The sequence below is a fragment of the Pseudooceanicola algae genome (assembly GCF_003590145.2).
GTDB classification, from domain to species: domain Bacteria; phylum Pseudomonadota; class Alphaproteobacteria; order Rhodobacterales; family Rhodobacteraceae; genus Pseudooceanicola; species Pseudooceanicola algae.
In genome coordinates this window covers 319,010-341,399 of record NZ_CP060436.1, presented here as the reverse complement: position 1 = coordinate 341,399, position 22,390 = coordinate 319,010, and the positions used below count along the sequence as shown (strand labels likewise).

The 22,390-nt window shown below is 64.2% G+C and carries 21 protein-coding genes; 13 read left to right on the top strand and 8 right to left on the bottom strand.

All coding sequences use genetic code 11. The annotated features are described in order from the left end of the window. Positions 1–100: 100 nt before the first annotated feature. On the bottom strand, positions 101–1,783 hold the full coding sequence (locus PSAL_RS01600) for an ABC transporter permease (protein WP_119837983.1): 1,683 nt from the start codon (positions 1,781–1,783) through the stop codon (positions 101–103). A gap of 106 nt (positions 1,784–1,889) precedes the next feature. Between PSAL_RS01600 and PSAL_RS01595 the strand changes: the two genes are divergently transcribed. Then, positions 1,890–2,765, top strand: coding sequence for a hypothetical protein (locus tag PSAL_RS01595; RefSeq protein ID WP_119837984.1), 876 nt, complete (start codon positions 1,890–1,892; stop codon positions 2,763–2,765). Between the two features lie 9 nt (positions 2,766–2,774). Here the strand turns inward: PSAL_RS01595 and PSAL_RS01590 are convergent, their stop codons facing one another. Further along, a complete protein-coding gene (locus tag PSAL_RS01590) occupies positions 2,775–3,038 on the bottom strand; it encodes a DUF2312 domain-containing protein (protein ID WP_119837985.1) in 264 nt (87 codons plus the stop codon). Positions 3,039–3,211: 173 nt separating this feature from the next. Between PSAL_RS01590 and PSAL_RS01585 the strand changes: the two genes are divergently transcribed. After that, complete coding sequence (locus PSAL_RS01585) at positions 3,212–3,427, top strand: hypothetical protein (RefSeq protein WP_119837986.1); 216 nt, start codon at positions 3,212–3,214, stop codon at positions 3,425–3,427. Between the two features lie 233 nt (positions 3,428–3,660). Here the strand turns inward: PSAL_RS01585 and PSAL_RS01580 are convergent, their stop codons facing one another. Beyond that, entirely contained in the window at positions 3,661–3,885 is a 225-nt protein-coding gene (locus PSAL_RS01580; RefSeq protein WP_119837987.1) for a hypothetical protein, read from the bottom strand. A gap of 280 nt (positions 3,886–4,165) precedes the next feature. Here PSAL_RS01580 and PSAL_RS01575 point away from each other — a divergent pair, with 280 nt between their 5' ends. Next, a complete protein-coding gene (locus tag PSAL_RS01575; RefSeq protein WP_119838017.1) occupies positions 4,166–4,591 on the top strand; it encodes a TIGR01244 family sulfur transferase in 426 nt (141 codons plus the stop codon). Positions 4,592–4,732: 141 nt separating this feature from the next. On the opposite strand, the gene PSAL_RS01570 is transcribed toward PSAL_RS01575, so the two are convergent. The 5 genes from PSAL_RS01570 to PSAL_RS01550 all read right to left on the bottom strand — a co-directional run bounded on the left by PSAL_RS01570 (position 4,733) and on the right by PSAL_RS01550 (position 11,119). Continuing rightward, positions 4,733–5,893: a FliM/FliN family flagellar motor switch protein gene (locus PSAL_RS01570; RefSeq protein WP_196222709.1), complete on the bottom strand. Its 1,161-nt coding sequence runs from the start codon at positions 5,891–5,893 to the stop codon at positions 4,733–4,735. Positions 5,894–6,077: 184 nt separating this feature from the next. Further along, positions 6,078–8,780: an ATP-binding protein gene (locus PSAL_RS01565; protein WP_119837989.1), complete on the bottom strand. Its 2,703-nt coding sequence runs from the start codon at positions 8,778–8,780 to the stop codon at positions 6,078–6,080. Next, entirely contained in the window at positions 8,777–9,217 is a 441-nt protein-coding gene (locus PSAL_RS01560) for a hypothetical protein (RefSeq protein WP_196222710.1), read from the bottom strand. Before PSAL_RS01560 ends, PSAL_RS01565 begins: the two co-directional genes overlap by 4 nt. 32 nt (positions 9,218–9,249) lie before the next feature. Beyond that, the gene (locus PSAL_RS01555; protein WP_119837990.1) at positions 9,250–9,618 is read right to left on the bottom strand and encodes a response regulator transcription factor; all 369 of its coding nucleotides are present in this window, start codon (positions 9,616–9,618) and stop codon (positions 9,250–9,252) included. Positions 9,619–9,790: 172 nt separating this feature from the next. Continuing rightward, entirely contained in the window at positions 9,791–11,119 is a 1,329-nt protein-coding gene (locus PSAL_RS01550; RefSeq protein ID WP_119837991.1) for a helix-turn-helix domain-containing protein, read from the bottom strand. 272 nt (positions 11,120–11,391) lie between these two features. Here PSAL_RS01550 and PSAL_RS01545 point away from each other — a divergent pair, with 272 nt between their 5' ends. The 10 genes from PSAL_RS01545 (at position 11,392) to aat (ending at position 22,388) form a co-directional block, all read left to right on the top strand. Continuing rightward, entirely contained in the window at positions 11,392–12,777 is a 1,386-nt protein-coding gene (locus tag PSAL_RS01545; RefSeq protein WP_119837992.1) for a substrate-binding protein, read from the top strand. Positions 12,778–12,937: 160 nt separating this feature from the next. Beyond that, positions 12,938–13,969 (top strand): branched-chain amino acid ABC transporter permease, encoded by a 1,032-nt coding sequence (locus PSAL_RS01540; protein ID WP_119837993.1) that lies wholly within the window; start codon positions 12,938–12,940, stop codon positions 13,967–13,969. Between the two features lie 4 nt (positions 13,970–13,973). Beyond that, positions 13,974–15,170 carry a branched-chain amino acid ABC transporter permease gene (locus PSAL_RS01535; protein ID WP_119837994.1) on the top strand — a complete coding sequence of 399 codons (1,197 nt, stop codon included), beginning with the start codon at positions 13,974–13,976 and terminating at the stop codon, positions 15,168–15,170. A gap of 9 nt (positions 15,171–15,179) precedes the next feature. After that, the gene (locus tag PSAL_RS01530) at positions 15,180–15,941 is read left to right on the top strand and encodes an ABC transporter ATP-binding protein (protein ID WP_119837995.1); all 762 of its coding nucleotides are present in this window, start codon (positions 15,180–15,182) and stop codon (positions 15,939–15,941) included. A gap of 12 nt (positions 15,942–15,953) precedes the next feature. Further along, positions 15,954–16,709, top strand: a complete 756-nt coding sequence (locus PSAL_RS01525) for an ABC transporter ATP-binding protein (RefSeq protein ID WP_119837996.1) — start codon at positions 15,954–15,956, stop codon at positions 16,707–16,709. Positions 16,710–16,803: 94 nt separating this feature from the next. After that, the gene (gene acs / locus PSAL_RS01520) at positions 16,804–18,756 is read left to right on the top strand and encodes an acetate--CoA ligase (RefSeq protein ID WP_119837997.1); all 1,953 of its coding nucleotides are present in this window, start codon (positions 16,804–16,806) and stop codon (positions 18,754–18,756) included. 135 nt (positions 18,757–18,891) lie between these two features. Continuing rightward, a complete protein-coding gene (locus PSAL_RS01515; protein ID WP_119837998.1) occupies positions 18,892–19,542 on the top strand; it encodes a PRC-barrel domain-containing protein in 651 nt (216 codons plus the stop codon). Between the two features lie 274 nt (positions 19,543–19,816). Further along, on the top strand, positions 19,817–20,299 hold the full coding sequence (accB, locus tag PSAL_RS01510) for an acetyl-CoA carboxylase biotin carboxyl carrier protein (protein ID WP_119837999.1): 483 nt from the start codon (positions 19,817–19,819) through the stop codon (positions 20,297–20,299). A gap of 9 nt (positions 20,300–20,308) precedes the next feature. Beyond that, complete coding sequence (accC, locus tag PSAL_RS01505; protein WP_119838000.1) at positions 20,309–21,658, top strand: acetyl-CoA carboxylase biotin carboxylase subunit; 1,350 nt, start codon at positions 20,309–20,311, stop codon at positions 21,656–21,658. Between the two features lie 73 nt (positions 21,659–21,731). Beyond that, positions 21,732–22,388, top strand: coding sequence for a leucyl/phenylalanyl-tRNA--protein transferase (gene aat, locus PSAL_RS01500; protein WP_119838001.1), 657 nt, complete (start codon positions 21,732–21,734; stop codon positions 22,386–22,388). The last annotated feature ends 2 nt before the right edge of the window (positions 22,389–22,390 follow it).

Genomic DNA, 22,390 nt, shown 5'->3' with positions numbered 1-22,390 from the left:
CAGGGTCGTGTGCTCGCTTTACAAATCAGTTGCTCTACCAGCTGAGCTATAGGGGCATCGGCTGCCGTTTAGCCAAAGACGAGCGGCCGATCAAGGGGTTTCAGCGATTGCTGCGCGCCAGAAGGCCGACGGCGACCAGACCGACCGCGATCACAAGGACCGCTGCAGGGGCTGCCTGCCCCAATTGCTCGAGGCTTGCCTTTTCAAAGACCCGTGTCGCCAGGGTGTCGTAGTTGAAGGGACGCAGCAAAAGCGTCGCGGGAAGCTCCTTTACACTGTCTACGAAGACCAACAGCAGAGCCGAGGCCAGGGTGCCGCGGATCAGGGGCAGGTAGACCGAGGTCAGGACCCGCGCCCGGCTGCGTCCCAGGGATCGCGCCGCCATCGGCAAAGACGGCGGCACCCGACCCATGGCGCCATCGGTGGCCCCCTGGGCGATGGCAAAGAAGCGCACGCAATAGGCCAGGACCACGGCAAAGGCGGTGCCGGTCAGCAACAGGCCCGGATCCCAGCCGGTCAGCGCCTGAATGCCGTCGGCCAGGTGATGATCGAGCGTCGCCAGGGGCACCAGGATCCCCACTGCCAGCACGGCACCCGGCGCGGCATAGCCGATCGTCGTCACCGGCAGCAGCAACCGGGGCAGTGCCGCCCCCGACAGGCGCACGCCATAGACCAGCAGGATCGCCGCCAGAACCGTCACGATCGAGGCCGCCCCGCAGATTACCAACGTATGGCGTAACGCCGCGAGGAGACCGGGATCGCGCCATCCTTCGCCGGCCGCCAGCGCATGGCCCAGGATCACGCTTCCCGGCAGGACGAAACCGGCCAGGAAGGGCACTATGCAACCCAGTGTCGCAAGGGCTGCGCGCCAGCCGTGCAACTGTCGGCGCGTCACAGGGCGGTGCCGGCGGCCCGGCGCATAGAACCGCAAGCGCCGGCGCGAGGTCTTCTCGATCAACACCAGCGCCAGTACCAGCGCCAGGATCACGCAGGCGATCTGCGCCGCGCCGCCGGGATTGTAGCTTTGCAGCCAGACCGAAAAGATACCGGTCGTCAGGGTCTGCACGGCAAAGAAATCCACCGTGCCGAAATCGTTGACCGTCTCCATCATCACGATCGACATCGCCGCCGCGATGGCAGGCCGGGCCATCGGCAGGCCGACCCGGCGAAAGCGCGCGAACGGCCCGGCGCCGAGGGATCGGGCGACCTCGTCCCCGCTGGCCGATTGTTCGCGGAACGCCGCCCGCGAGAGCAGGTAAACATAGGGGTAAAGCGCCGCTGTCAGCACCAGGATCGCCGCCCCCATGGATCGGATCTCAGGGAACCAGTAATCCCGCGCATCCTGCCAGCCAAAGACCTGCCGCATCAGGCGCTGCACGGGCCCGGCGTATTCGAGGAAATCGACCAGTGCATAGGCCCCGATATAAGCCGGGATCGCCAGCGGCAGCAGCAACAGGTAATCCAGCCAGCGCCGCAGAGGAAAGTCATAGCGCGTCGTCATCCAGGCCGCCGCCGCCCCGATCACCCCGGTCAACCCGCCGACCGAGATCATCAGTATCAGCGAATTGCCAAGGTAGCGCGGCAGGGTGGTCGAGACGAGATGCCCCCAGATCTGTTCTTCGGGCCAGAGGGCGATCCAGATCACCGCAAGGATCGGCGCAAGAACGATCAACGCGATCAGCGCCGCCACACAGGACCAGATATCAAGACCGAAGCGCCGGGTTTTCCGGGCTCCGGCGACGGGGCCCTTTGGGGAACGGGCTGTAAGCGGCGAATTTGTCATGGAAATTGGTTGCCCGAAATGGTTCCTTCTGTCCAGAACCTAGCCCGGGGTACCGGGCCCGAAAGCGGGCTCACCTTGAATACCGGGCCAATTTCACGGAGCGGCAATGCATATCGTACTTCACGCAGGGGTCTACGGCACCGACGAGGATCTGCTGGTCAAATGCCTGCTGCGCAACCGCGACGTTCTGCAGGAGGCCGGGACCGCCCTGCCCGGCCCGTCGCGCTATCGGCGCGACCTGCGCGAGATGCTCGATTCCATCGCCTTCGCCCCGCGCCCCCCCGGCCAACGCGAAGCCCTGCTGGCAGACCTGGTCAGCAGCCCGGACATCCGGCGCCTGATCCTGACCAACCCGAATTTCTTCAGCGTGCCAAAGCTCGCCCTGGCGCAGAACCGGTTTTTCCGAAACGCCGATATCCGGCTGGCGGCGCTGCGCGAATTGTTCCGCGAGGATCAGATCGAACTGTGCCTGTCGCTCTGCAATCCGGCGCTGTTCATCCCGACGCTCTATCGCGAAGCCCCGCAGAGCGATGTGCTGGACAGGTTCTGGGAATCGGACCCGCTGCGCCTGCGCTGGTCGGAACTGCTGCTGCGCCTGCGCCGGGCCGCGCCCGATATCGCGATCACGGTCTGGTGCAGTGAACACACGCCGCTGATCTGGGCCGATGTCATGCACGCAATGGCCGGCGTCGCGCCCGACATCCCGATGGATGGCGAATTCGCGATCCTGCGCCGGCTTCTGCCGCCCGAGGCGATGACGCGGCTGAAGACCTATCTTGGCAACCATCCGGAGCTTGACCCCGCACAACGCCATCAGGTCATCGAAGCCTTTCTGAAGCGCAACGCCCTGCCCGGCAGCACCGAAGAAGAAATCAACGTGCCCGGCTGGGACAGCGACGTGATCAATCTGCTGAGCGATGTCTACGAAGACGATCTGGACCAGATCGAAGCGATCGAGGGCGTGCGGATGCTCCGCCCCTGACCGGGTCGCTCAGGTCATCCCGAGCGCTTCCATGTACATTTCCAGCACCGCTTCTTCTTCGGCGATATCATCCTTGTCGCGTTTGCGCAGGGCAATGATCTTGCGCAGGACCTTGGTGTCGTACCCACGACCCTTGGCCTCGGCCATGACCTCTTTCTGCTGGTCGGCGATATCTTTCTTTTCGACTTCCAGCCGTTCGATACGCTCGACGAACTGACGCAGTTCGCCCGCGGTGACGCGGTAATTGGAGTCGGCGCTCGTTTCGTCTTCCATGTCTCACTCTCGGATGCGGAACCGGGGATCTGCCGTCTGGCGGCGGAACCCTTTGCTAGCCAAGGGGACTAAGCGCCGCAAGGGCCAATTCACCCCTGCGGACAGGCCTGCGGGCTTGCAACCGGGGGGCGGCTGGATTACGCGCAGGACGCCCGGACAAGAGGAGAGCGGCAATGGAATGGTTGATCTGGACCGGCACGCTGGTGTCGCTGATCGGACTGACGTCGCTTTTCTGGTCGATCATCAAGGTGGCGCAGGCCAAGCGCGCGCAGCTGGACGACGCGGCCCTGCGCGAGGCGATCCGCCGGGCGATGCCTTTCAACATGGGCGGGCTGGCCCTGTCCGTGCTGGGTCTCATGGCGGTGATGGTCGGGATATCGCTCGGCTGACGATCTGCCTCGCCTGAGACACCGTGTCGCCGGGGGCAAGCCACCTGTCGAACGGGGTTTCGGGCGCGACTTTGCCTGATCAGCGCGAATCGCCCTGTAAGATTGATCATCACAGCACGGCCTTTAATCCTTTGCCTGCAAACGAATAATCCCGCCGCAGGGCGCACCGGCGACGGGATGAAATCAGACGCGACAGGCCTGATCTGGCCTGCCCGGTGCGCGGGCTCCGCGCTTCAGACCGGCATGTTGTTGAAACGGGACTCAATCGCCTCGTTGGTCAGGTCCTCCTGCATCTGGCGCAGTTTCAGCGGAACCACGACCCCTTTGCGGGAATAATCTCCAACAAGTTCATGGAGTTTGGTCAGGTGCCGATGCCGGTTTCCGGGGCGCGTGGACAAGATCAGGTCCGACACATCGGCAAATTTGCGTTGCAGGTCATTCATGGACGTTTCGTTCATATGATCCTCCTCCTGATAGATAGCAGGACGACAAGACACAAAGTGCTTGTGCCGTCTCGTTCCCCTGCTTTGCTGTCGATAGCCCGGTGCTCCTCCCAAAGCGATCCGGACCGGTTTCAGTATAGCCAATGCGCGTCACTGCGCAAAACGCTTTTGGTCTGGGCAGGGCCCGGCGCGCGGACACTTGCGGATTTCGCGCTTCTGCTGGTTGGCGAATTTCGCCGACCCTGCACGCTTGCGCCGCTGGACAGCCCTTTCGGCGGCGCTTAAACTCGACGCCATGGATATTCGTCAGATCACGCCCAGCTATTCCGTTTCGCCCCAGATCGAACCGTCGGACATGACGGCCATCAAGGCGGCGGGATTCACCCGTATCATCTGCAACCGCCCCGACGCGGAAAACCCGCCCGAGCTGCAGGCCGAAGCCCTGGCCGAGGCTGCCACGGCTGCGGGCCTCGATTTCGCGGTCCTGCCGCTGACCCATGACACGATGACGGCGGACAATATCGCCAGACACATGGATTTCGCCGACACTGCCACCGGGCCGGTTCTGGCCTACTGCGCTTCGGGCACCCGCTCTTCGGTGATCTGGTCGCTGGGTCGGGTCAGCAATGGCGCGGATGTCGATGAGACACTCGGCACCGTAGCACGAGCGGGCTACGACCTGTCGGGCCTGCGCCCGCGTCTGGTGCAACTGAGCGATTGAGCCGGCTTTGGCTCGGGCGGTGCGATCCGTCCGGGCGCCGGGACCAGTTTGCGCCGCAAAAGGCCAACCGCCCGATGTAGCCGGGACCCCGGTTTCAGGCATCTTATCCTCGGCCAGCGCAATATTCCTCATGTTCTTCGGCTAGCCTTCCAGATCGGGAAGATCGGGCATCGCCATGCCCATCGTCGGGAAATCGCTGTCTTCGCCGTCGTCCAACCCCGGCAAGTCCGAGAGATCGGGCAGATCATCCATCGGGGGCAGGTCTCCGATTTCGGGAAGATCGCCCATGGCCGGGAAATCGCCCGCGTCCCCATCACCCATGTCGATTTGCGGCAGATCAGGTAGTCCCGCCTCCTGGCCACCGGGGTCAGGGATCGAATCCAGCGCCGGGAAATCCGTATCGGCAAGGTCGGGGGCCCCGAAATCCATCCCCCCCGCCTCTGACGGGGAATCGGCCTCAAAGAAGGCCGCCGCGGAATCGGTGGACGTGCCGATGGTTTCGCGGGCCTCGGCCAGATCCGCCATCGTCAGGCGCACAGCGCGAAGGCCGTTCGCCTGACCCAGCCGGACCTTGCCGAGGCAATGGTTGCGCCCGGTTTCAAGCCGCGTCTGTTGCAGGGCCTCCAGCGGAACGGGCAGCAGGTCCCCCACCTTCAGATTGCTGACATCGGACAGGGGCATGCTGATGCGGTGCAAGACCGCGTCGATGGCGGCGGGGGCGAACATCACCGCGTCGCTCAGGTTGCGCGCGCTTGCACCATCGTCGGCAAGGCTGTCCTCGTCGCTGTCCGGCCTGTCCGGCAGGGCAAGGATCAGGTCGCCCTGCTTGATGCCGCCAAGATCCATCGTGATTCGGAACAGATGGAAATCCGGCGCGTCCAATGCCAGTCCCAGCAGGCGCTTGTTCTCGATCCGGACCCCGAAGGCGTAGCCGGTCAGCCAGCCGGTGCCCGGCGCGCCATCAAGCAGCCCTTCGACCCGCTCCAGCACGTCATCCAGCATCGGCGCGACCAAGGCGGCATCGGTCGCCGTCAGCGCGCGCTCCTCGATCTCAAGCGGGCTGACGCGGCCCATCGTGCTTTGTTCGACCAGCGCCGTCGTCACCGGCAGATCCAGCACCACCGCCCCGGTCAGCCGCACCGGGCCATCCAGCAGCAGCAGCAGCGCATCATCACCCAGCATGTCGATGAAATCCTGAGCCGGAATGAAATCATGGGTGATTTCCGTCACGACAAGAGGCAGATCCAGAAGTTCATCCGCGCTTTTCGCAAGCGCAAGACGCAAGGCTTTCTCAGGCGACATGGCGCGCGCCTGGTAGACCTCCCTGGCAGCAACTGCCTTTCTGCGCAGGACTGCGTTTGACTTTACGTTTGCCATGTTCTCCGCCACCGCTTTTTGCGGACATTCAGGCTGGTTGTAGGGGCCAGATAGTTACCATCCGCTTTAAGAATGGCCGCAACCGCAAGAACCTGCGCCGCGCCGCCCCTTATTGAGCCGCCAGCACCGCCCGAGGCCCCAGCCGGACCCGAAAGGCCGCGCCGCCCTGCCCCGGCAGATAGGTGATGGTGCCCCCGAGCCGGGCCATGATCTCGCGGCAGATCGCCAGACCAAGCCCGGCGCCACCGGCCTTGTGCTCTCCGATCCGGGCAAATTTCTCGAAGATGAGGTTCTGCTGCGCGGGCCCGATGCCGCTGCCGTTGTCGATGAAATCCACCGTCACCTCGCCCTGGAGGCTGCGGGTGGCGATGCGCAGCGCGGGGTGCGGGGCGTCGCAATATTTCCGCGCATTGGCGATCACGTTGATAAAGACCTGGGCCAGCCGATCCGCGTCCGTCTCGATCCAGATCGGGTCGCGCCCATAGGCCCGTTGCAACGCCAGCCCGCCGCCTTCGGTATCGGCTGCCGCGATAGCCTGATCCAGCACCTCGGACAGGCGCACGCGGCGGATGTTCAGCGTGACCTGGCTGTGTTCCAGCACCGAAAGGTCCAGCAGATCGTCCAGCAGTCGGGTCAGCCGCACGCCTTCGTCATGGATGATGCGGGCATAGCGGGCGCGGTCCGCTTCGGGCAAAGCGCCGGGATCGCGCAGGATCTCCGAAAACGCGCGAATCGAGGCCATCGGCGTGCGCAACTCATGGCTGATCTGGCTGAGGAAGGCATCCTTTTGCACCGACAGCTGGGTCAGCTTTTCATTCGCAAGGCGCAACTGGCGGGCGGTGCGGGTCAGCTCGCTCGACTTGGCTTCCAGTTGACTGGAATATTCCATGATCTGCGCGGTTTCATCGGCCACCGCCATCAGGTCCTCGACCGAAACGGCCGCGCCTCCGACGATCTGAGCGACCATGGCATGGGCCGTGGCGGCCCCGACCGAGCCGGACAATTCGCGTTCAAGCAACAGCAGGAAATCGGCATCGGGGTCCGGCAGATATCCGGTCACGCCTTGGCGCGCTGCCTCTGACTGAAACAGCGCCTGGGCCTGCGCCGGGCCCAGCAGGCGCTGCGACATGATCAGCAGATCCTCGCTTTGCGCCGCGCCGCCCGACCAGCCGTGCGGGCGGGCGGAGTGCTGGAACACGTTGACGAATTGCGCGCCCTGCAACCGCTCCATCGGCGAGGGGAAGGAAAACAGCGAAATCAGCGTGAAGGCGAGGCTGTTCAGGAGGATCGACCAGAAGACTCCATGTACCAGCGGATCGATTCCCCCGATCCCGAACAGGGCCTGCGGGCGCAGCCAGGCATGTCCGAAGGGGCCATCGGCCAGAAGCGTGCGGGACATCACGACATCGGGCCCGAAGGACGGCAGGAACAGGCACCAGAGCCAGAGCATGAAGCCGATGCAGAGCCCGGAAAAGGCCCCCGACCGCGTCGCCCCGCGCCAGAAGATCCCGCCCAGCATCGCAGGCAGGAACTGCGCCACGCCCGAGAAGGAGATCAACCCGATGGAGGCCAGCGCCGCGCCGCCGCCCGAAAAGCGGTAATAGAGGTAACCGAGGAACAGCACCGCGATGATCGAGGCCCGGCGCGACAGGATCACCACGTGACGCATGTCGCCCGAGACCATCGCGCCATCGCCGCTCATCTTCAGCCAGATCGGCATGACGATATGGTTCGACACCATGGTCGACAGGGCAATGGCCGCCACGATCACCATCGAGGTGGCCGAGGAGAAACCGCCAATGAAGGAAAACACCGCCAGGGCCGGGCGCCCTTCGGACAGCGGCAGGGTCAGCACGAACATGTCGGGGTTCGACCCCGCCGGCAGCAAGGACAGGCCCGCGACCGCGATCGGCATGACAAACAGGCTCATCGCGATCATGTAGGCGGGAAAGGCCCAGGCGGCGGTGCGCAGGTGGCGCTCGTCCTCGTTTTCCACCACCAGGACCTGGAACATCCGCGGCAGGCACAGCAGGGCCGCCGCCGACAGGAAGATCAGACCGGTCCAGCGCCCGCCCTCCATCCGCCAGGTGCCAAGGCTTTGCGAGGCATCGATGCGCGCCAGCGTCTCTGACAGGCCACCGCCAAGGCTCCAGACCGTGAAGATACCGACGGCCAGCAGGGCGCATAGCTTGACCACCGCCTCGACCGCGATGGCGATGACCACACCGTGATGGCGTTCATTGGCGTCCAGATTGCGGGTGCCGAAAAGCACCGTGAAGGCGGCCAGCCCGGCGGCCACCCAAAGTGCGGTGGACCGATTGTCCGCCCCGGCAGGCGCCAGCGCGGACTGTGTCGTGGGGTCATTGGCGGCAAAGACGGCAAAACTTTGCGTGACCGATTGCAATTGCAGCGCGATATAGGGGGTGGTGCCGATCACCGCCAACAAGGTGACGACCACCGCCAGCAGGTTCGACTTGCCGTAGCGGGACGAGATCAGGTCCGCGACCGAGGTGATACGCTGGCTGCGCCCGATCCGCACCATCTTGCGCAACACCCAGAGCCAGCCGATCATCACCAGGCTCGGCCCGATATAGATCGTCAGGTATTCCAGACCCGACCGCGCCGCATAGCCGACCGCCCCGTAAAAGGTCCAGGCGGTGCAATATACCGACAACGACAGCGTATAGACCAGCGGCGAACGCAGCCAGTTCGACCGTCCCTGCACCGCCGCCCGTTCCGCCGCGAAGGCGATCAGGAACAGGAAGGCGGCATAGGTCAGGCAGGCGCCGATCAACAGGTTCAGCGATGTCATCTGCGCGGCGCCTCCGGTATCGACGCGGCGGCACCGGGCACGGCCCCGGGCCGCTCGCCCGTATCCTGAAGACCGTCATTCGGGTCTGCATCGAAGGTATCGGGCAGATCGCGCGACCAATGCAGGCACAGGGCGGTGGCCAAAGCCAGCAGGGCCCAGACCCCGAAGATATAGATGATCGCCCGAGAGGTCGGCAGCCCCGCCGCCGCGCCTTGCGGCCAAAGCAACGGCACCCCGACCAGAAAGATGATCCCGAGGACCGGCAACAGCCGCGCCGCATCCCCCAGCCGCCGCTGACGATAGCTTCGGCGCGCCAGAAAGACCGGCCCGGGCCGAGGTGGTTGCCGCAGTGGCTGTCGCAGGCTGGACCGCGCGGCCGTTCCGACCGGTTGCCGGCTTGGGTCCTGCACATTTTCGGGATCGACTGGGTCTGGCATATCCTGCTTCGCAGCTCCGGGCAGCGGCATCTTCAGGTGCAGATCATCGCGTTCACCGCCGCCAGCACTTCGGAATTGGAAAACGGCTTGGTCATGAAACGGCTGGCCCCGACTTCCTCGGCCAGGGCGCGGTCGCTGGTCTGGCCGCGGGCGGTCAACATCAGCACCGGCAGGCTGTCCGTCTGCTGGTCCGCCCTGAGATCGCGCAGAATGTCGTATCCCGACCGTCCCGGCAGCATCACGTCAAGGATCACCAGATCCGGTCGCCGGGCATGGATCGCCGCAACCGCATCCACACCGTTGGAATGACTGGCCACATGCCAGCCATCCCGCGACAGGATGAAGCTGATCGCCTCGATGATATTGGGTTCGTCCTCGATCACGAGAACCGACTTGCCCATAAGGTCCTCCCCTCCCTTGCAGAGCAATCATTCCCTTGTCTTAGCAGGCCCGCCCGCGAAAGGGGAAGCGTATATGTCGCGGAACGGGAATTCCCCGGACCCGGTTCGCGCCTCTGCGATGGCCCCGCCGCTTCAGCAGTTGACCTGCATGGTCGGACACAGGGCGATCGGGCTACCCCTGTTCGGCCATGATCGCGGGCTCGCGCCGCCCCCGACAAGCGGGCTTGGGACAGATCCGGCAGGTGATCCCGACGCGCGGCATCTCGTCCTGCGGGGTCAGCGTGGGCATCGGCTGGATCAGCATATGGGCCTCGAAGGTCGGTTCGCGGTTCGGCACCTGCGACCCGGCGGGCTGGGCGATGGCATGGGTGGCAAAGACCGCATCGGATCGCCCGGCCAGGCGGATCACCTGACGCAGGGGCATCATCGGGCGGCTCAGCGCCTGAAACAGCGGCCACAGCGGACAGGCCGCACCAAAGCGGGGCAGTGGAAAGGCCGCCAGCGGCTTGCGAAAGGTCAGCGCCCCGGCCGCATCGCAGGCCACTAGGCCAAAGGGCCGCTGCCCCCGCGTGGCCAGCAGATCCGCCGGCAGCGCCGCAAGCCTGCGCATGATGCGTCCCGGATCGACCCCGAAGCGCGCGGCCAGTTGCAACGGGTCAGGGCCCTGCTGATCGGGCAGCGCCTCTATCAGGGCAGCGGCAGGCAGGATGCGGGCGTCTTCCTCGTAGGATTCCAGCGCCCGCCGGGCCAGCAGCCGCGCCGCGTCCGAACTCAGCCCGCTCGCACCTGTTTCCGTCAGGCGGGCAACCGTTTCGGCCTCCGGCGCGGTTTCAAGTTCAGGGAAATGGAAATCGCGGGCGCTGAAGAAGGCCTCGACCTCGTCCTGCGGAGCCGAAAGCATTGTTTCCCGGCTCGCGCCCTCGTCAAGTTCGGTGACGAGGCGTCGCGCACCTTCGGCCAGGCGGGCGCTGTCCTCGGCGATGTTGCGATGAAAGCGGGCGCGCCATTCGGGCGGGATGCCGGGATCGTCGACGAGAATTTCCGCCGAGGCATGGATCGCCGTCACCGTCGACAGGACCTCATGCATCGAAGCGGCCAGATGCGGGTCATGGGCCAGCCGGTCGGTCAGCGCCGCAACCGCCTGTTCCAGCGCGCCGAGCCTAGCGTTCTGCCCCGCGATCAGCGCCGCCCAGCCGGGAAACCGCCCGGTGAATTCCTCAAGCCGGTCGATTTCGGCGCGGGTGTCGGGGCGGTCGGCGGCGGCCTGTCGCAATTGCGACAGCAGCGCTGCCTCGGCGCCTTCGGACAGGGCCGAAGGCTCGACACCCAACACCCCGGCCAGCGCCAGCAGGACCTTGCCGCCGATTCTGCGCCGGTTGTGTTCGATCAGGTTGAGATAGGAGGCCGAGATCCCCGCCTGCCGCGCCAGTTCGGCCTGCCGGATGCCCAGCGCCAGGCGACGATCACGGATTCGTGTGCCTGTCAGTGTTGATCTGGGCATTGGCCTCCTGCCGAATTTCCCTGTCGTTTCAAGCTTCTCTTGGCCTTCCGGGCCGTAGATTGCTGCAGTGCGACAGAATTAATTTACAAGTCTTACTGGTTAACTGTTCATTTCTTTACAAAAAAATCCAGCAATCAAAAGGGATTGTTGCAGAATTTTCGATTCCGGTGCGATGATGACCCCGCACTTAGTGCAGGTGGCAGCGCGGAGGAGGCGCAGCCGCATCACGCCATGGAGAGGACCATGGCGCCCAATCCAAGGGAGGAGACTTCATGTCGAAAAACCTGACACGTCGCGGGTTGCTGAAGACCAGTATGATCGGCGGGGCCGGCCTTGCCGTTCCCACGATCTTCACCGGCGCGGCAAACGCGTTCACCAATGAACCGATGGGCGGCTCCGTGACGCTCGGCTTCAACGTGCCGCAATCCGGACCCTATGCAGACGAAGGCGCGGACGAATTGCGCGCCTATCAGCTGGCGGTCGAGCACCTGAACGGCGAAGGCGACGGCGGCATGCTGAACACCTTCAGCTCCAAGGCGCTGGAAGGCAGCGGCATCCTGGGCAAGAAGGTCGAATACGTCACCGGCGACACCCAGACCAAATCCGACGCGGCACGGGCTTCGGCCAAATCGATGATCGAAAAGGACGGCGCGGTGATGATCACTGGCGGGTCCTCTTCGGGCGTCGCGGTCGCCGTGCAGGGTCTGTGCCAGGAAGCGGGCGTGATCTTCATGTCCGGCCTGACCCACTCCAACGACACCACCGGCAAGGACAAGAAGGCCAATGGCTTCCGCCACTTCTTCAACGCCTATATGTCCGGCGCGGCGCTGGCCCCGGTGCTCGCCTCGCAATATGGCACCGATCGCAAGGCCTATCACCTGACGGCCGACTACACCTGGGGCTGGACCCAGGAAGAATCGATCAAGGCGGCGACCGAGGCGCTTGGCTGGTCCACGGTCAACACCGTGCGCACCCCGCTGGCGGCCACGGATTTCAGCTCCTACATCACGCCGATCCTGCAGACGGACGCGGATGTGCTGATCCTGAACCACTACGGCGGCAACATGGTCAATTCGATCACCAACGCCGTGCAGTTCGGCCTGCGCGACAAGATCGTCAACGGCAAGCAGTTCGAGATCGTCGTGCCGCTTTATTCGCGTCTGATGGCGCAGGGCGCGGGCGATGCGGTCAAGGGGATCTTCGGGTCCACCAACTGGCACTGGTCGCTGCAGGACGAAGGCTCCAAGGCCTTCGTGAAGAGCTTCGGCACCAAGTACGGCTTCCCGCCGAGCCAGGCCGCGCATACCTGCTACGTGCAGACGCTGCTATATGCGGATGCCGTGCAACGGGCCGGGTCCTTCAACCCCTGCGCCGTGGGAGAGGCCCTGGTGGGTGGCGACAGTTCCATCGAGGGCATCGACAGCCCGGCGAACAAGGGCTTCCTGTTCGACGGTCTGGGCAACGGCCAGGTGCTGTACCGCGCCGATGATCACCAGTGCTTCAAGGACGTTCTGGTGGTGCGCGGGAAAGAGAACCCGACCTCCGAATTCGACCTTCTCGAAGTGGTCGAACAGACGCCCGTCCAGCAGGTCTGGTACGAGCCCGACAACCCGATGTTCTCGGGCGGCAACCTCGGGTCCTGCAACGCAGGCGCCTGATCGCGCATGGAAGCGGGCGCCGGTGGCCAATGGCCGACCGGCGCCCGTGGTGCCCAAACCCAATTAGGCCCCGACCCGGACCGGCTTTCGCCGGTCAGGCAAAGCGCTTTTGCGGCACCACCCCAGGCAACCCTTCCACATCCGAACCCAGGCGGGGACAATGGACGCACTCATCCTTCAAATTCTCAACGGCCTCGACAAGGGCAGCGCCTATGCGCTGATCGCCCTTGGCCTGACCCTGATCTTCGGCACCCTTGGCGTGGTGAACTTCGCCCATGGCGCGCTGTTCATGATCGGCGCCTTCTGCGCGGTCACGCTGAACAAGATCCTCAACCTCTCGTTCGAGACGATCGACCCGACGCGCACCGATTTCCTCGGCAATCCGATGAAGGTGAAGACCCCCTATGTCCAAAGCTGGTTCGGCCCCGATTTCGGCGCCGCGATCATCGACTGGTCCGTGCCCCTGGCGATCCTGTTCTCGATCCCGGTGATGCTGCTGGTCGGCTTCGTGATGGAACGCGGGCTGATCAAGCATTTCTACCGCCGTCCCCATGCCGATCAGATCCTTGTCACCTTCGGCCTGGCCATCGTGCTGCAGGAATTGATCAAGCATTACTTCGGCGCCACCCAGATCGCCACGCCGGCGCCCGACGCCTTCCGCGGCAGTTTCGATTTCGGCGCGATGCTGGGCATGGATCCCAATGTCATCATCTACCCCTACTGGCGGCTGGTCTATTTCGCCTTCGCGGCCCTGATCATCGGTGCGGTCTTTGCCTTCCTGCAATTCACCACCTTCGGGATGGTCGTGCGCGCCGGGATGGCGGATCGTGAAACCGTCGGCCTGCTGGGCATCAACATCGACAAGCGGTTCACCATCATGTTCGCCCTTGCCGCAGTCGTCGCGGGGATGGCGGGGGTGATGTATGCCCCGATCAATTCGCCCAATTACCACATGGGCATGGATTTCCTTGTCCTCAGCTTCGTCGTCGTGGTGGTCGGCGGCATGGGCAGCCTGCCGGGCGCCGTGCTGGCCGGGTTCCTGCTGGGGATCCTCGAAAGCTTCGCCTCGATGAACGAGATCAAGTCGCTGATCCCCGGGATCGACCAGATCATCATCTACCTTGCCGCAATCGTCATCCTGCTGACCCGCCCGCGTGGCCTGATGGGTCGCAAGGGCGTGATGGAGGACTGAACCCATGCTGGGACTGAACAAGAAAGACCTGACCCTTCTGGGCGTCGTCGCCGCGCTGGTGATCTTCGCGCCCTTCATCCTGAACCCCTTCCCCGCCGACAGCGCCATGTCGCAATTCAACGCGGGCTACCCGGACCTGATGCAGCGCTTCGTGATCTTCGGGATCTTCGCCATCGGCTTCAACATCCTGTTCGGCCTGACCGGCTATCTCAGCTTCGGTCACGCGGCCTTCCTTGGCGTCGGATCCTATTCCGCCGTCTGGATGTTCAAGCTGCTCAGCATGAACGTCATTCCGGCGATCCTGCTGGCAGTGGTCGTCTCGGGGCTGTTTGCCCTGCTGATCGGCTTTGTCAGCCTGCGCCGCTCGGGCATCTACTTCTCGATCCTGACGCTGGCCTTCGCGCAGATGAGCTTCAACCTCGCCTATTCGGTGCTGACACCGATCACCAACGGCGAAACCGGGCTGCAACTGTCGCTGGACGATCCGCGCATCCTGGGCGAGGCGGCGACCGCCACGGGTGGCATCCCCGCAACCAGCTTCTTCGGTCTGGAGATGCGCGCGACCGAGACGCTGAACCTTGGCGGCTGGGCCTTCCAGTTCAATGCCGGTTACTATCTTTGTGCGCTGGTGATGATGATCGCCTTCTACCTGTCGATCCGCATCTTCCGCTCGCCCTTCGGCCTGATGCTGCGGGCGGTGAAATCCAACCAGCAGCGGATGAACTACACCGGGCTGAACACCCGCCCCTATACCCTTGCGGCCTTCGTGATCTCGGGGATGTATGCCGGGCTGGCGGGCGGGCTTCTGGCCTCGATGGATCCGCTGGCCGGGGCCGAGCGCATGCAATGGACTGCCAGCGGCGAGGTCGTGCTGATGACGATCCTCGGCGGGGCGGGCACGCTGATCGGGCCGGTGCTGGGCGCGGGCTTCATCAAGTATTTCGAGAACATCTTCTCGAAGATCAACGACAACGTGCTGCACCAGTGGTTCCACGCCCTGCCCGACGGGCTGGAAAGCATCGTGATCTGGGTCGCGGAACATTTCGTCGGCTCCGGCTGGCACCTGACCCTGGGCCTCCTGTTCATGCTGGTCGTCACCTTCCTGCCCGGTGGGCTTGTCGAAGGCGGCCAACGTCTGTCGCGGCTGCGCCGGCGCCGTGACGGCGGCGACAAGGCCACCCAATCCACCCCTGCCGAATAGGAGACCGAAATGGGTATTCTCGAAGTCAAGAATGTCGGAAAGCGTTTCGGCGGGCTCCAGGCGCTCGGAGACGTGAACCTGAGCGTGGCGGAAAATTCGGTCCATGCGATCATCGGGCCGAACGGGGCGGGCAAGTCCACGCTGCTGAACTGCCTCGTGGGCAAGCTGATCCCCGACACCGGGTCGGTCATGTTCGACGGTCAGTCGGTGCTGGGGCGCACGCCTTACGAGATCAACCAGATGGGGATCAGCCGGGTCTTCCAGACGCCCGAGATCTTCGGCGATCTGACGGTGATGGAAAACATGATGATCCCCTGTTTCGCGCGTCGCGACGGGGCGTTCAAGCTGAACGGGGTCCGGTCCGTCGCCCGCGAGGCCGACATCCGCGACAAGGCCGAAGCGATGCTGGTCGACATGAACATGGTCGACAAGCGCCACATGCACGCGGCTTCCATGTCGCGCGGCGACAAGCGACGACTGGAAATCGGCATGTGCCTGGCGCAGGAACCGCGCCTGTTGTTGCTGGATGAGCCCACCGCCGGGATGGCGCGGGCCGATACCAACAACACCATCGATCTGCTGAAGCAGATCAAGGCCGAACGCGACATCACCATCGCCATCATCGAACACGACATGCACGTGGTCTTCAGCCTGGCCGACCGGATCACCGTGCTGGCCCAGGGCACCCCCCTGGTCGAGGACGTGCCGGAAAACATCAAGGGCCACCCCAAGGTGCGCGAAGCCTACCTTGGCGAAAGCGCGGCGGCTTAAAGGAGCGGGAAAATGAACGTCAAACCGGATTTCTCGAAGGGCAAGAACTTTGCCGAAACCGCCCCGGCCTTCCTGTCGGTCTGGAACATGGAAAGCTATTACGGCGAAAGCTACATCGTCCAGAACATCAGCTTCAACGTCCACGAGGGCGAGATCCTGGCGCTGCTGGGGCGCAACGGGGCGGGCAAGACATCGACCCTGCGCTCCATCGCGCGGATGAATGACCCGCAGGTCACCCATGGCGAGATCTGGCTGGATCACCAGCCGCTGCATTCCATGGCTTCCTGGCAGGCCGCGCAGGCGGGGATCGGCCTCGTGCCCGAGGACCGCTCGATCATCCCCGGCCTGACGGTAGAGGAAAATCTGCAACTGGCCCAGATCGCCCCGCCCATCGGCTGGAGCCTGGCGCGGCTATACGAACTGTTTCCGCGTCTCGGCGAACGCCGCCGCCAGGAAGGCGTCACCCTGTCGGGCGGCGAACAGCAGATGCTGGCCATCGCCCGCGCCCTGGCCCGCGACATCAAGGTGCTGTTGCTCGATGAACCCTACGAAGGCCTTGCCCCGGTGATCGTCGACGAGATCGAAAAGACCCTGCGGATCATCAAGGAACAGGGGATCACCACGATCCTGGTCGAACAGAACGCCGTGCGCGCGCTGGAACTGGCGGATCGGGCGGTGATTCTGGACACCGGGTCGGTGGTCTTCGATGGCGCCGCCCAGGAGGTGCTTTCCAACGCCGAACTTCGGTCGGAATACCTAGCCATATAAGGCCGAAGGGCCGGGCCCGCGCCGCGAAGCGGTTGAACAGGCCCGGCCCCCGCCCATATCTAGAAATGGTTAATCACGCGAGGAGGAGTCCGTGATGAAAGATATGACCTATCCGCCGGCCGAGGATTTCGTGGGCCATGCCCATGTGGATGCCGACCGATATGCGGAAATGTACAAGCAATCCGTAACCGATCCCGATGCCTTCTGGGGCGCCGCCGCCCGCGAACGGCTGGACTGGATCGAACCCTTCACCCGCGTGAAGGACACGAACTTCACGCTGGGCGAGGTGTCGGTGAAGTGGTTCGAGGACGGCGTGATGAACGTCGCCCACAACTGCATCGACAGGCATTTGCCGGCCCGCGCGGATCAGACGGCGATCCTGTTCGAAGCCGACGACCCCGAGACCCCGGCCCTGCACATCACCTACGGCGAGCTGCATGAAAAGGTCTGCCGCCTGTCCAACGTGCTGCTGGCACAGGGCGTGATGCGCGGCGACCGGGTGATCATCTACATGCCGATGATCCCCGAAGCGGCCTATGCCATGCTGGCCTGTGCGCGGATCGGCGCGATCCACTCGGTGGTCTTTGCCGGTTTCTCGCCCGATGCGCTGGCAAACCGGGTCAACGATTGCGGCGCCAAGGTGGTCATCACCGCCGACCACGCCCCGCGCGGCGGCCGCCGCACGCCGCTGAAGGCCAATACGGATGCCGCCCTGCTGCATTGCTCGGACAAGGTGCGCTGCCTGGTGGTCAAGCATACCGGCGACCAGATCAGCTGGATCGACGGGCGCGATGTCGACGTGAAAGCGATGATGGAGCAGGTCGCGCCGGATTGCCCGATCCGCCCGATGAACGCCGAAGACCCGCTGTTCATCCTCTACACCTCCGGCTCGACCGGCAAGCCCAAGGGCGTGGTGCACAGCAGCGCGGGCTACCTTCTGTATGCCGCGATGACCCAGCAATACACCTTCGACTACCACGACGGCGACGTCTTCTGGTGCGGCGCGGATGTGGGCTGGGTGACGGGGCACACCTATATCGTCTACGGCCCGCTGGCCAATGGCGCGACCACGCTGATGTTCGAAGGCGTGCCGACATGGCCTGATGCCGGGCGCTTCTGGCAGGTCATCGAAAAGCACAAGGTCAACCAGTTCTACACCGCCCCCACCGCAATCCGCGCGCTGATGGGCCAGGGCACCGGTTTCGTCGAAGGCTACGACCTGAGCAGCCTCAAGGTGCTGGGCACAGTGGGCGAACCGATCAACCCCGAGGCCTGGAACTGGTATAACGACAACATCGGCAAGGGGCGGCTGCCCATCGTCGATACCTGGTGGCAGACCGAAACCGGCGGCCACATGATCACCCCCCTGCCCGGTGCCACCGCGACCAAGCCCGGATCGGCCACGCTGCCCTTCTTCGGGGTGCAGCCCGTGGTGCTGGACCCGCAAAGCGGCGCCGAGATCACCGAGACCGCCTGCGAAGGCGTGCTGGCGATCAAGGACAGCTGGCCGGGGCAGATGCGCACGGTCTGGGGCGATCACGAACGCTTCGAAAAGACCTATTTCAGCGACTACAAGGGCTACTACTTTGCCGGGGACGGCTGCCGCCGGGATGGCGACGGCTATTACTGGATCACCGGCCGGGTCGATGACGTGATCAACGTCTCGGGCCACCGCATGGGCACGGCCGAGGTCGAATCCGCCCTTGTCGCCCATGCCAAGGTCGCCGAGGCCGCCGTGGTCGGCTACCCGCACGAGGTGAAGGGCCAGGGGATCTATGCCTATGTCACGCTGATGAACGGCGAAGAGCCTTCGGACGCGTTGCAGAAGGAGCTGGAAACCTGGGTGCGCACAGAGATCGGGCCGATCGCAAAACCCGACCTGATCCAATGGGCGCCGGGCCTGCCCAAGACCCGGTCGGGCAAGATCATGCGGCGGATCCTGCGCAAGATCGCCGAAAACGATTACGGCGCGCTTGGCGATATCTCGACCCTGGCCGATCCTTCGGTGGTCGAAGACCTGATCGAGAACCGCAAGAACAAGGGCTGACACCCCGACCTCACACCAGATCAAGACCCCCGGAGCCGCGAGCTTCGGGGTTTTTTTGTGCATTCTGGAAACGCGGCAGGGAACTTCGATGGCCCCGCCCGTGTTGAGTGGTCAGAACAGACAAAGGAGATCGACATGACCTTCAAGAAAACCCTGATGTCCGGTGTGGCCGCTATCGCACTCGTTGCAACCCCTGTCGTCGCACAGGAAGCCACGTCCGAACATAACCTGACCGCCGACGTCAACGCAGAGGCCAATGCCAACGCCGACAACACCATGGGCGAAGACCTTGCCCAAGCTGCGGATTCCACTGGCGATGCAATCGAAAGCGGTATCGACGCCACCGGCGACGCCATCAGTGATACGGCCGACAGCATGGGCACCCAGACCGAAGACTACGCCCAGGATGTCGACCAGATTACCGACACCGGATCCGATGACATGGCCACCGACGATCTGGCCAATGATGGCGCTGTGATGCCCTCGACCATCACCGCCGGGTCGCTGATCGGCACGGATGTGAAATCCGGTGACGGCGAAACCATCGGCGAGATCGACAATGTCGTTCTGGTCGACGGCAAGGAAATGGCCATCGTGGGTATCGGCGGCTTCCTGGGTCTTGGCGAACATGACGTCGCCATGCCGCTGGAAGCCCTGAGCTGGTCGGGCGAAGAACTGCAGGCCGGCGCCTATACCAAGGCCGAGCTTGAAGCCATGGCCGAATTCGACCCCGAAGCCTCCGAGGAAATCAACTCGGATGAACCAGTGATGTTGGGCAAATCGTAACGACGCCCGGTCGCTGAGCCGGATCCCCGCACGGATCCTGCCAGACCACAGACAGATCAAATGTCGGCCGCTCTCCCGTCCCGGAGGGCGGCCTTTTCACATGTTCGCCCCCGGGGACCCCCTGCTGTTGCGCACAACCTTGCGGGCGGGCGGGGAAAAGCGGCGCGACCATGGACAACCACGGCTTTCTTCTGGCACAGGCTTTCTCTATAAGCAGTGCAATAACATCAGGCGCCTGACAGGTAAGAGGCGCTCCTATCCGATCGAGGGTGCAATGAGCGAAAAGACGCATGACGCAGACGTGGCCTTTATCCAGGCCCTGGCGGAACTCCTGCGCGAGAATGATCTGACCGAACTGGAAGTGAAACGCGATTACGCGAAAGACGACCAGTTGAGCGTCCGGGTCAGCCGCAAGGCCGAGATCCAGGCAGCCGTCGCGGTTCCCGCCGCGCCTGCCCCCGCCGCCGCGCCGGTTGCCGCCGCTCCGGCCCCGGCCGCCGCCAGCGAAGATCCCGCCGATCATCCCGGCGCTGTGACCTCTCCCATGGTGGGCACGATCTACATGCAGGGCGAACCCGGTGCGCCATCCTTCGTCAAGGTCGGTGACAGCGTGTCCGAAGGTGACACCCTGCTGATCGTCGAAGCGATGAAGACGATGAACCACATTCCGGCGCCGAAATCCGGGACCGTCACGCGGATCCTGGTCGAAGACAAGGCGGCTGTCGAATACGGTTCGCTTCTGATGATCATCGAGTAAGGGTTCCCCATGTTCGAAAAGATCCTCATCGCCAACCGGGGCGAGATTGCCCTGCGCGTGATCCGCGCGGCGCGCGAGATGGGCATCAAGTCCGTCGCGGTGCATTCCACTGCCGACAGTGACGCGATGCATGTGCGCATGGCCGACGAAAGCGTCTGCATCGGCCCGCCCGCCAGCAGCGACAGCTATCTGTCGATCCCCGCGATCATGGCCGCAGCCGAAGTCACCGGCGCCCAGGCGATCCACCCTGGGTACGGTTTTCTCAGCGAAAACGCGAACTTCGTGCAGATCGTCGAAGACCACGCGCTGACCTTCATTGGCCCGCGCGCCGAACATATCCGCGTCATGGGTGACAAGATCACCGCCAAGGACACGATGAAGGACCTGGGCGTACCCTGCGTGCCCGGCTCTGACGGTGGCGTGCCCGATCTGGCCAGTGCCCGGCGCGTCGGGGCCGAAATCGGCTATCCGGTCATCATCAAGGCCACCGCCGGCGGCGGCGGGCGCGGCATGAAGGTCGCCAACAGCGATGCCGAGATGGAGCGTGCCTTTCTGACCGCCCGCTCCGAAGGCAAGGCCGCCTTCGGCAACGACGAAGTCTATATCGAGAAATACCTGACCACCCCCCGCCATATCGAGATTCAGGTCTTCGGTGACGGCAAGGGCACGGCTGTCCATCTGGGCGAACGCGATTGCTCGTTGCAACGGCGTCACCAGAAGGTGCTGGAAGAAGCCCCAGGGCCCACCATCACCCAGGAAGAACGGGATCGCATTGGCAAGGTCTGCGCGGATGCCGTGGCCAAGATCAACTATGCCGGCGCCGGGACGATCGAATTCCTCTACGAGAACGGCGAATTCTACTTCATCGAGATGAACACCCGCCTGCAGGTGGAACATCCGGTGACCGAGGCGATCTTCGGCATCGACCTGGTGCGCGAACAGATCCGCGTTGCCGCCGGCATGCCCCTGTCCTTCGCGCAGGACGAGTTGAGAATCAACGGCCATGCCATCGAGGTGCGCATCAACGCCGAAACCGTGCCGGGCTTCGCGCCCCGTCCGGGCAAGATCTCGGCCTTCCATGCGCCCGGCGGGCTGGGTGTGCGGATGGATTCCGCTCTTTATAACGGCTATTCGATCCCGCCCTATTACGACAGCCTGATCGGCAAACTGATCGTGCATGGCCGCGACCGCCCCGAAGCGCTGGCCCGGTTGGACCGTGCGCTTGGCGAACTGATCGTCGACGGAGTCGAAAACACCGTGCCGCTGTTCGACATGTTGTTGCAGGATCCCGACATCCAATCCGGGGATTACAACATCCACTGGCTGGAAAAATGGCTCGCGCGGACCTTTCCCGGTTAAACTGGCCCCCCCGGCCCCGGTCCCTTGCATGGGTCCGGGGCGGTTGTGACCGACCCCTTGCGGGGCCGCGCGCATGAAGGATCAGGACGAGACCGGCGTCACGCCGGAACTGCTTCTTCAGGCTTATATGTCCGGCATCTTTCCCATGGCCGAGGGTCGCGATGACCCGGGGCTGTTCTGGGTCGATCCGCGCCGCCGCGGGGTCTTTCCCCTCGATGGTTTCCGCATCTCGCGCTCGCTGGCGCGGCGATTGCGGCGGCCCGATTACCGGGTCACGATCAATCAGGATTTCACCGGCGTGCTGGAGGGCTGCGCGGACCGGGACGAAACCTGGATCAACGACGAGATATCAGAGCTTTACCAGGCGCTTTTCGCCATGGGCCATGCTCATTCGCTGGAGGTCCGCAATAGCGAGGACCGGCTGATCGGCGGGGTCTACGGGGTCACTCTGGGCCGGGCCTTCTTTGGCGAAAGCATGTTCTCGCGCGCCCGCGACGGGTCCAAGATCGCGCTGGCCTGGCTGGTGGACCGCCTGCGCCAGACCGGCTTTGGCCTGTTCGACACGCAATTCCTGACCGATCACCTCGCCTCGCTTGGCGCGGTCGAGATCACGCGGGCCGATTACCACGCCCAACTTGCCGAAGCGCTGACGGCGCGCGCGGAATTCACCGCACCGATCGATCAGACTGTCGAGGGGCTGCTTGCCCGCAACCGGGCGGGGCGAAGCTGATA

Bases quoted from the DNA above. Each gene is read 5' to 3' on its own strand.
- PSAL_RS01595 (WP_119837984.1), top strand. From the start codon at position 1,890: ATGCATATCGTACTTCACGCAGGGGTCTACGGCACCGACGAGGATCTG.
- PSAL_RS01565 (WP_119837989.1), bottom strand. From the start codon at position 8,780: ATGACATCGCTGAACCTGTTGATCGGCGCCTGCCTGACCTATGCCGCC.
- PSAL_RS01570 (WP_196222709.1), bottom strand. From the start codon at position 5,893: ATGTCGCCTGAGAAAGCCTTGCGTCTTGCGCTTGCGAAAAGCGCGGAT.
- PSAL_RS01525 (WP_119837996.1), top strand. From the start codon at position 15,954: ATGAACGTCAAACCGGATTTCTCGAAGGGCAAGAACTTTGCCGAAACC.
- PSAL_RS01550 (WP_119837991.1), bottom strand. From the start codon at position 11,119: ATGCCCAGATCAACACTGACAGGCACACGAATCCGTGATCGTCGCCTG.
- PSAL_RS01600 (WP_119837983.1), bottom strand. From the start codon at position 1,783: ATGACAAATTCGCCGCTTACAGCCCGTTCCCCAAAGGGCCCCGTCGCC.
- PSAL_RS01545 (WP_119837992.1), top strand. From the start codon at position 11,392: ATGTCGAAAAACCTGACACGTCGCGGGTTGCTGAAGACCAGTATGATC.
- aat (WP_119838001.1), top strand. From the start codon at position 21,732: ATGAAGGATCAGGACGAGACCGGCGTCACGCCGGAACTGCTTCTTCAG.
- PSAL_RS01535 (WP_119837994.1), top strand. From the start codon at position 13,974: ATGCTGGGACTGAACAAGAAAGACCTGACCCTTCTGGGCGTCGTCGCC.
- PSAL_RS01575 (WP_119838017.1), top strand. From the start codon at position 4,166: ATGGATATTCGTCAGATCACGCCCAGCTATTCCGTTTCGCCCCAGATC.
- PSAL_RS01530 (WP_119837995.1), top strand. From the start codon at position 15,180: ATGGGTATTCTCGAAGTCAAGAATGTCGGAAAGCGTTTCGGCGGGCTC.
- PSAL_RS01590 (WP_119837985.1), bottom strand. From the start codon at position 3,038: ATGGAAGACGAAACGAGCGCCGACTCCAATTACCGCGTCACCGCGGGC.
- PSAL_RS01580 (WP_119837987.1), bottom strand. From the start codon at position 3,885: ATGAACGAAACGTCCATGAATGACCTGCAACGCAAATTTGCCGATGTG.
- accB (WP_119837999.1), top strand. From the start codon at position 19,817: ATGAGCGAAAAGACGCATGACGCAGACGTGGCCTTTATCCAGGCCCTG.
- PSAL_RS01585 (WP_119837986.1), top strand. From the start codon at position 3,212: ATGGAATGGTTGATCTGGACCGGCACGCTGGTGTCGCTGATCGGACTG.
- PSAL_RS01515 (WP_119837998.1), top strand. From the start codon at position 18,892: ATGACCTTCAAGAAAACCCTGATGTCCGGTGTGGCCGCTATCGCACTC.
- accC (WP_119838000.1), top strand. From the start codon at position 20,309: ATGTTCGAAAAGATCCTCATCGCCAACCGGGGCGAGATTGCCCTGCGC.
- PSAL_RS01555 (WP_119837990.1), bottom strand. From the start codon at position 9,618: ATGGGCAAGTCGGTTCTCGTGATCGAGGACGAACCCAATATCATCGAG.
- PSAL_RS01560 (WP_196222710.1), bottom strand. From the start codon at position 9,217: ATGCCAGACCCAGTCGATCCCGAAAATGTGCAGGACCCAAGCCGGCAA.
- acs (WP_119837997.1), top strand. From the start codon at position 16,804: ATGAAAGATATGACCTATCCGCCGGCCGAGGATTTCGTGGGCCATGCC.
- PSAL_RS01540 (WP_119837993.1), top strand. From the start codon at position 12,938: ATGGACGCACTCATCCTTCAAATTCTCAACGGCCTCGACAAGGGCAGC.